Source organism: Prosthecobacter sp. (assembly GCF_044373815.1).
GTDB lineage: Bacteria > Verrucomicrobiota > Verrucomicrobiia > Verrucomicrobiales > Verrucomicrobiaceae > Prosthecobacter.
In genome coordinates, this window is record NZ_JBIPNG010000376.1 from 1 (window position 1) to 6,614 (window position 6,614).

Annotated in this window: 3 protein-coding genes and 1 pseudogene; 3 read left to right on the forward strand and 1 reads right to left on the reverse strand. The window is 61.5% G+C overall.

Annotated features, from left to right (window positions below; genetic code table 11):
* A pseudogene (locus ACIREA_RS23575) lies at positions 1-224 on the reverse strand (gfo/Idh/MocA family oxidoreductase); the annotation flags it as partial.
* A 128-nt stretch (positions 225-352) separates the two neighbouring features.
* Here ACIREA_RS23575 and ACIREA_RS23580 point away from each other — a divergent pair.
* The 3 genes from ACIREA_RS23580 to ACIREA_RS23590 all read left to right on the forward strand — a co-directional run bounded on the left by ACIREA_RS23580 (position 353) and on the right by ACIREA_RS23590 (position 6,390).
* Positions 353-1,768, forward strand: coding sequence for a dihydrolipoyl dehydrogenase family protein (locus ACIREA_RS23580; RefSeq protein WP_397384795.1), 1,416 nt, complete (start codon positions 353-355; stop codon positions 1,766-1,768).
* 70 nt (positions 1,769-1,838) lie between these two features.
* Entirely contained in the window at positions 1,839-4,946 is a 3,108-nt protein-coding gene (locus tag ACIREA_RS23585; RefSeq protein ID WP_397384796.1) for a PSD1 and planctomycete cytochrome C domain-containing protein, read from the forward strand.
* Between the two features lies 1 nt (position 4,947).
* A complete protein-coding gene (locus ACIREA_RS23590) occupies positions 4,948-6,390 on the forward strand; it encodes a DUF1501 domain-containing protein (protein ID WP_397384797.1) in 1,443 nt (480 codons plus the stop codon).
* Positions 6,391-6,614: the final 224 nt, after the last annotated feature.

The following is a 6,614-nucleotide window of genomic DNA, read 5'->3' on the forward strand; positions in this document are numbered from 1 at the left end:
CGCTCAATGTTCTTTTTGTTCACGTCACAGACCGCCGTCACCCGCACATCCTCATGATTCAGAAAGGCCCGCATATCGTGCGTCCCCTGCGAGCCCACCCCAATGACCCCCAGCGTGATCTTGTTCGACGGCGCCGTCTGCGAGCGCAGCACATGCGCCGGAATAAACACCGGTGCGACGCCGGTGGCGATGATCTGGGACAGAAAGGAACGACGAGTCTTCATGGCAGCAAAGGGTTGGTTAATGAATGCTACGAAATCCGCCCCTGTGTTTTGAAGGACAAAGTTTGGGCGAAATCAGACAAATGGAGCCAGGGCCTTGCGCAATCCGTATCTCCCCTGCACTTCTCCTCATGTCAGAACACTCTTTCGACTTCATCGTCATCGGCGGCGGCAGCGGCGGCTACGCAGCAGCCCGCACCGCCCACAGCGCCGGCCTCCGTGTCGCAGTCATCGACGGCGCACCCGAGCTCGGTGGCCTCTGCATCCTGCGCGGCTGCATGCCCAGCAAGACGCTCATCGAATCCGCCAACCGCCAGCTCCACATCCGCCACGCAGCGGAGTTCGGCCTCAAAGCCACCTCCCACGGCGTGGATGTGCGCACCATCCGCGATCGCAAGCGCACCCTCATCGCCGATTTCGCCGGCTACCGCCAGGGTCAGCTCGAAGATGGCCGCTTCGCCCTCTATCGCGGCCACGCACGCTTTGTGGATGCCCACACCGTCGAAGTGCTCCCACGCGATGGCTCCGCCTCCTTTCAGGCCAGCGCCCGCACCTTCTGCATCGCAACCGGTTCTGAAGTCATGGTCCCCCATGTGCCCGGCCTCGCCGAAACCGGTTACTGGACCAGCGATGACGTGCTCGATGCCGACACCCTGCCCAAAACCATCGCCGTCCTCGGCGGCGGTGCCATCGCCCTCGAAATGGCGCATTACCTCGAAGCCATGGGCTGCCACGTGACGCTCCTCCAGCGCAACACCCAGCTCCTCACCGGCCTAGACCGCGAATGCAGCGATGTCATCGCCAAAGCCTACACCGAGCGCGGCATGAAGGTCCATCTCGGCACGCACCTCAGCACCTTCTCCACGCACGAAGGCCGCAAGCGCATCGAGTTCACCCAAGACGGCCACACCCACGCGATCCTCGTCGATGAAATCCTCCTCGCCATGGGCCGCGTGCCCGCCACGAAGAGCCTCGCTTTGGACGCCGCCAAAGTCGCCCTGCACAAATCCAAGGTCATCGTCAACGACCGCATGCAGACCTCCCAGCCGCACATCTTTGCCGCTGGTGATGTCTGCAGCCCGCTCGATGTCGTGCACATCGCCATTCAGCAGGGCGAAATCGCCGCACGCAATGCCGCGAAACTCATTCAGGGCAAACCGGCCGATGAAACCATCGACTACCGCCTCACCCTCTTCGGCGTTTTCTCACACCCGCAGGTCGCCGTCGTCGGTGCCACCACCGAAAAGCTCAAAGCCCACAACATCCCGTTCCTCGAAGCCAGCTATCCCTTCAATGATCACGGCAAATCCATGGTCATGGGCGAGACCGCCGGCTTTGTGAAGATGCTCGCGCACATGAAAACCGGCGAGATCCTCGGTGCCTGCGTCGTCGGCCCCGAAGCGACCGAGTTGATCCACGAGGTCGTCATCGCCATGAACTTCCGCGCCACCGTGCAGCAGTTCATGGCCATCCCGCATTACCATCCCACACTGAGCGAGATCTGGACCTATCCGGCGGAGGAAATCGCGGATCAGATGGCCGGGTGAGCAAGATAGTGCATCACAATCCCACGAAAAGGCGGGGTCCGACGGACGTTACCATCACAACGTCCAACCCATGCGCCCAGCCCTTCTCATCTTCCTGGCCTTCCCCGCCCTTGCTGCGGCGGAGTCTGCCAAACTGAAATACAACCGCGATGTGCGGCCCATCCTCAATGAAAAATGCTTTCATTGCCACGGCACCGATGCCGGTCACCGCAAAGGCGACCTGCGGCTGGATCTGCGCGATCAGGCAATCAAGCCCGCAAAGTCCGGCGACATCGCCCTCGTCCCCGGCAAGCCCGAACTGAGTCAGCTCATCGCACGTGTGGAACTCCCGCACGACAACGACGACGTGATGCCGCCCGACAAAGACGGCAAGCCTCTCACCGCCGAGGAGAAAGCCATCCTGCGCCAGTGGATCAGCGAAGGCGCAGAGTATCAGGGCCACTGGGCCTTCCTCAAACCTGAGCGCTCCCCCGCACCCAAGATCACCGATCCCAAGTTCCCCATCCGCAATGAGATCGACTCCTTCATCGCCGAGCGCCTGCAGGAAGAACACCTTTCCCCATCACCCGAAGCCGACCGCGCCACTTTGTTGCGGCGTGTCACGCTCGACCTCACCGGCCTGCCACCGACTCTGGAGGAAATCGCCGCCTTTGAAAAAGACACCAGCCCGAAGGCCTACGAAACCGTCGTGGACCGCCTGCTCAAATCCGACCACTACGGCGAACGCATGGCCATGCAGTGGCTCGACTTCGCCCGCTTCGCCGACAGCCATGGATTTCAGACAGACAGCAGCCGCGCCATGTGGCCCTGGCGCGACTGGGTCATCAAAGCCTTCAACGACAACAAGCCATTCGATCAATTCACCCTCGAACAAATCGGCGGAGACCTGCTGCCCAATGCCACCCGCGATCAAATCGTGGCCACTGGCTTCAACCGCAATCACCGCCTCAATGGCGAAGGCGGCATCATCGCCGAGGAGTGGCGCATCGAGAACATCATCGACCGCGTGGAAACCACCAGCTTTACCTGGCTCGGCCTCACGCTGAACTGCTGCCGCTGCCACGATCACAAGTACGATCCCTTCACCCAAAAGGACTTCTACTCGCTCTTCGCCTTCTTCAATAACATCGCCGAGAGCGGCACCATTCAGGGCAGCTCCAATCGCAGCGGTGGCAACTCTGATCCGGTGATCCAAGTGCCTGACAAAGAGGAAGAGCAGCAGCTCGCCCTGCTTCGCAAAAAGATCGAAAAGGCGCAGGCCAAAGTCACTGAGACCCAGCTCCAACTTCCCAACCTCGTCGCCAGTTGGGAGGCAGACATGGAAAATCCGGAAGCCGCCAAGAAGCCCATGTGGGAAGTCCTTCCGATAAGTGAAGCCAAGTCCCAAGGCGGTGCCGCCTTGCGCAAGCTGCCGGATGCCTCATGGATCGCCGGAGGTCGCAATCCCAACTCTGACATTTACACCATCACAGCACCGCTTGCTGAAGGCAGCTTCACCGGCCTGCTGCTGGAGGCTCTGCCAGATCCCACGTTGCCCAGTCAAAGCCTGGGCCGCGCGCCCAATGGCAACTTCGTGCTCACCGGCATCGAGGGCACCATCTCCGCTCCCACCTTGAAGACCCCCGCCAAAGTTACCTTCACCCGCGCCGAGGCCGACTACGCGCAAAAAGGCTACGATGTGAAGCTGTTGCTCGACAAAGATCCGAAGAACGGCTGGGCCATCGACGGCAACGACCCCAAGAAGCGCGTGGAGCGCAATGCCATGTTCATCGTGGACAAAGCCGTGCACGTCCCCGCCGGTGCCACGCTGACCGTGCGCATGCTGCATCAGTCCACCTTTGCCGGGCACAATGTGGGCCGCTTCCGCCTTTCCACCACCGATGCCGAGCCCGCACTCGCCAGCCTCGATGGCACGGGCGGCCCGCCAGCCACCGTGCTGGCCGTGATGAAAACGCCCACCGAAAACCGCACGCCACAGCAGCGCAGCGAGCTTGAAAAATACTACCGCGCCAGTGTGGACAGCCCCCTGCGCGATGCCGACTACGCCCTCGCCGCAGCCAAAGCTGAGCTGGAGAAATACGATCGCATCGTCCCTTCCGTGATGGTGATGAAAGAAGGCCCCGTGCGCGATGCCTTCATCCTCAAACGTGGCGAGTACGACAAGCCCGGAGACAAGGTCAGCATGGTCACGCCCGCCGTGCTGCCGCCCATGCCGAAGAACGCGCCCTACAACCGCCTCGGCCTGGCCCAGTGGATCGTCTCGCCTGAAAATCCCCTCACCGCCCGCGTGTGGGTGAACCGCGCTTGGGAGAAATTTTTCGGCTACGGCCTCTCCAAATCCACCGAGAACCTCGGCACGCAGTCGGAGTATCCCGTGCATCCCGAACTCTTCGACTGGCTGGCCACGGAATTCATCCGCTGCGGCTGGGACATGAAGGCCATGCAAAAGCTCATCGTCATGAGCGCCACCTACCGGCAGTCCTCCAAGCTCACTCCCGCATTGCTCGAAAAAGATCCTGAAAACCGCCTCCTCGCACGCGGCCCTCGTTTTCGCCTTCCGGGTGAAGTTGTGCGCGATCAGGCCCTCGCCTTGGCCGGCCTGCTCGTGCCAAAGATTGGCGGCCCTAGCGTGAAACCTTACATGCCCGACGGCGTGTGGGACGACACCAGCAAGTACGGCGACCTGCGCGGCTACAAAGCCGACACCGGCGAAGGTCTGTACCGCCGCAGCTTCTACACCATCTGGAAACGCACCGCCGCACCGCCCACCATGCTGCTCTTTGATGCGCCCACGCGCGAAATCTGCACGGTCAAACGCAGCCGCACCAACACCCCGCTGCAGGCCCTCTCGCTCCTCAATGAAGTCACCTTCGTCGAAGCCGCACGCGGCCTCGCGCAGCAGATGATGCAACACGGCGGCACCACGCAGGAGCAACGCATCGCCTACGGATTCCAGCGCGCCACTGCTCGCTCCATCGAGCCCGCAGCCCTCAAACAACTCTCTGAAGGTCTAAAGAAGCGCATCACCGAATTCCAAGCCAAGCCCGCCGAAGCCACCGCCCTCATCTCTCAGGGAGCCACCAAGGCCGACGCCTCGCTTCCTCCCGCCGAACTCGCCGCCTACACCACCACCGCAGCCGTCCTCCTCAACCTCGACCGCGTCATCACCCGCGACTGATATGAATCATCCAGCCCTTCAATTTCAAGACCGGCTCAACCGCCGCATCTTCCTCAAGAACTCCTCGGCTGCCATCGGTGCCGCTGCGCTCGGTTCACTCCTTCAGGACGAAGCCGCCGCTGCATCACCCACGCGCTATTTCCCAAATTTCGCGCCCAAGGCCAAGCGCATCATCTACCTCTTCCAGTCCGGCGCGCCATCACAGCTTGATCTCTTCGATCCCAAGCCTCAGATGGAAAAACACCGCGCCGAGGATCTGCCCGCCAGCATTCGCCAGGGCCAGCGCCTCACCACCATGACCTCGGGCCAGAAGGCTTTTCCCGTAGCTCCATCCATCTTCAAATTCGCGCAGCATGGTCAGGGCGGCGTCTGGCTCAGCGAACTCTTCCCGCATCTCTCCACCGTGGCTGATGAGATGTGCGTGATCCGCTCCATGTTCACGGAGGCGATCAATCACGATCCCGCCATCACCTTCTGCCAGACCGGCTCGCAGCTTGCCGGCCGCCCCAGCATCGGTGCCTGGCTCAGCTACGGCCTCGGCAGCGCCAATCGCGATCTGCCAGCCTATGTCGTCATGACCTCCTTCGGCACGGGACGTCGCGACGACCAGCCGCTCTACGACCGCCTTTGGGGCAGCGGCTTCCTGCCCACCCAGCATCAGGGCGTGCGCTTCCGTAATTCAGGCGACCCCGTTTTGTATCTCTCCAATCCTCCCGGCGTTGACCGCCCCATGCGCCGCCAGATGCTCGATGAAATCGCCGCGCTCAATCAACGCGACTTCGAATCCTTCGGCGATCCCGAAACCACCGCGCGCATCTCCCAGTACGAAATGGCCTTCCGCATGCAGATGAGCGTGCCCGATCTTGTGGACACCTCCAAAGAGCCGCAGCACGTGCTCGACAGCTACGGACCTGATGTCAAAAAGCCCGGCACCTTTGCCGCAAACTGCCTGCTCGCACGCCGCCTCGCCGAACGCGATGTGCGCTGCATCCAGCTCTTCCACATGGGCTGGGATCATCACGGCGGCCTGCCCGCCGCCATCCGTGGCCAGTGCCGCGATACCGACCAGCCCACCACAGCTCTCATCAAAGATCTGAAACAGCGCGGCATGCTCGATGACACCCTCATCGTCTGGGGTGGCGAATTCGGCCGCACCATCTACTCACAGGGCACCCTCACCGCCACGAACTATGGCCGCGACCATCATCCCCGCTGCTACTCCCTCTTCATGGCCGGCGGCGGCGTGAAGAAAGGCACCACCTACGGTGAAACCGACGACTACAGCTACAACATCGTCCGCGACCCCGTGCATGTGCATGATCTCAACGCCACCCTCATGCACCTCCTCGGCATCAATCACGAACGCCTCAACTACAAGTTCCAAGGCCTCGATATGCGCCTAACAGGCATCGCCGGGAATGTGGTGAAGGGTGTGCTGGCTTGAGGTCGTCCAAAGAACGTCATGCCACGATTTTGAGCTGGTAAAAAATTGAGGGTAAAAGATTTCTCAGACCTCTGAATTCCAGAATCTTTTACCCCAAATCTTTTACCAGCATTCCTCAACCATCCTTCCTCTCCCGCTGCCGCGCCCGAAACTCCCCCGGCCCGCACCCTACCTGCCGTGCAAACATGCGGCTGAAGTAGTGCCGGTTCGGAAACCCAAACTCC